The organism is Halopseudomonas sp. L-58, assembly GCF_056859475.1.
Genome location: NZ_JBSXON010000001.1, coordinates 1 through 2,310, shown reverse-complemented (window position 1 = coordinate 2,310; position 2,310 = coordinate 1). Strand labels below are relative to the sequence as shown.

The following is a 2,310-nucleotide window of genomic DNA, read 5'->3' as shown; positions in this document are numbered from 1 at the left end:
ATTTCAAAGCCAAGCCGGTGGTGCTGAATCCCGGCTTTCATCAGATCAAGCAGGACCTCAAATACGTTTATCAAACCGTTCTACCAGGCCCAGGCTGTAGACCCTTTAATCTCACGCCAAAAGAGAACGAACGGATTTACCAACGTGTTTTCCAGCTCTGCAACTACCAGCGCTGGAATGTCAAAGACCATGGAGCGGCGTTGAGAGATTACTTATCCCAGCAAGCCAGAGCCTGGACAGCGCCTAGGCACCTCTTCGATGCGGCCATTGAATATTGTTCGGGGCAGAAGATCGCAATCCCTGCCTACAGCACGCTGCAAAAGATCATCAGTCAGGTGGTGGGAGACGAACAGGAACACATGGCCGCGCACCTTGAGCGTGCAATGTCACGCGGTCTTAAGCAAGCACTGGCGGAGCTCGTGAACGGCACAGGTCCACTGCCGTTCCGACAGTTGCGACAATCGGCTCGTAACTTCACCGGAACCGAGTTGGAGAAAGAACTGATTGTCTATCGCCATATCCAGCATTGGATGCCGGAAGTGGATCTGCTGTTGAGCACGCTATCACTGTCGCAGAAAAATCTGCAACACCTGGCAGAGAAAGTCGACTACTACGGTGCCAAACTGAAACGTCAAACCGTAGGCAGCCAATGGCTGTATTTATTGTGCTATCTTCAAACGCGATGGCAGCAAGCGCTGGAACGTATTGCCGATGGCTTTGTGCATCATGTCAGACAGACCAAACAGAAGGCAAAGGATTATGCGCAGGAAGCGGTGTTTAAGGATTGGCAAAAAGCAGCTAAAAATGTCAGCAAGGCAGCTGAAGTACTGCACCTGTTCATTGATGACAGCATTGATCTGCAACTACCGTTTGCAACAGTAAGACAGCAAGCACTGAGCCTGCTGACCAAAAGGGATCTGGAATCTGTATGTCTCTTCCTGAACGAGCAGCGACGATCGGTCGATGAAGCCATGTGGCAGTACTGCGACGAGAAAGAAAGTCTGCGGAAAGGTTTGCTGCGAGAGTTGTTCCTATGTCTGCGCTTCGAAGGCTGCGACGGCACCCAGCACTTAGCGGCCGCCTTGGCGAAAACACAAAACGAACTCAACGGCCAGGACGCTCAGTTGCAAACTGCCGACACCAGACTCCTTTCCAAAAAATCACGTGAATTCCTGCTGGATGGTGAAGGGAATATCCTGATCGATCGTTATGAGTGGTTCCTCTATCAACAGATTCCTGATCGCCTGAATGGCCAGCTGACGCTGCCTGATATCACTAAATACCGGGCACTCGACGCCGACCTGATCGACGGGGAACATTGGCGAAAAAACAAATATACGCTGCTTCAACAGAGCCATTTTACAAAATTAGCGGAGGAGCCTGAAAAGCTGATCAAACAGATGGCCATGGAATTGGATACCCGTTTGTACGAAGTCGGCGAATATCTTGAACAGGAAGACAACCGGAATATCATCTTGCGTAATCCGCAGGGTAAACGCTTCTGGCGCCTGCCTTCGGCCAGCAAACATCATCTGGTCAACAATCCCTTCTTCCAGCAAATTCCCACAACGGGGATTGCGGATGTACTGCGCATGGTTGATCGTGACACCGGTTTCATTGACTGCTTCGCTCATGTGCTGGGTTCCCAATCCAGAAGCCGTTCCCATGAATATGACCTGTTGGCAATTCTGGTCGGCAATGCAACCAATCAAGGCATTTACGGCATGGCACAGATCTCTGATCGTACCTATGATCAGCTCAGCACTATCCAGGCGAACTATCTTCGCCTGGAAACATTGAATGCTGCTAACGACAACATCAATAACGCGACAGCCAAGCTACCCATCTTCCGGTACTACAACATCCAGGAAGATGTGATCCACGCCAGTGCCGATGGTCAAAAGTTCGAAGCCCGGCGCGAGACCTTCAAAACCCGTTATTCGTCGAAGTACTTTGGCACTCAAAAAGGTGTTTCTGCCATGACCTTGATCGCCAATCACGCTGCGATCAACGCCAGAGTGATCGGCGCCAACGAACATGAATCGCACTACATCTTTGATTTGTTGATGAGCAATACGTCAGACATCATTCCGGATGTGCTCTCAACCGATACCCATGGGGTGAACCATGTGAACTTCGCGTTACTGGATCTGTGAATCGCCCCGGATCTCCTAGACACTTTCCAGGCTCAGTAAATGTTGCCTTTCAAACTCTACCGGTGACAGCTGGTTGTTGAAACCGTGTCGGCGTTTTGGGTTGTAAAACATCTCGATGTAGTCGAACACGTCAGCGCGAGCATCCTGCCTAGTG

At 50.6% G+C, this 2,310-nt stretch carries 1 protein-coding gene and 1 pseudogene; one reads left to right on the top strand and one right to left on the bottom strand.

Annotated features, from left to right (window positions below):
- Positions 1 to 2,153: pseudogene (locus tag AC13EY_RS00010) on the top strand (Tn3-like element IS3000 family transposase); the annotation flags it as partial.
- 18 nt (positions 2,154 to 2,171) lie between these two features.
- Here the strand turns inward: AC13EY_RS00010 and AC13EY_RS00005 are convergent.
- The coding region (locus AC13EY_RS00005) for an IS3 family transposase (RefSeq protein WP_482876293.1) at positions 2,172 to 2,310 on the bottom strand (139 nt) is incomplete at its 5' end.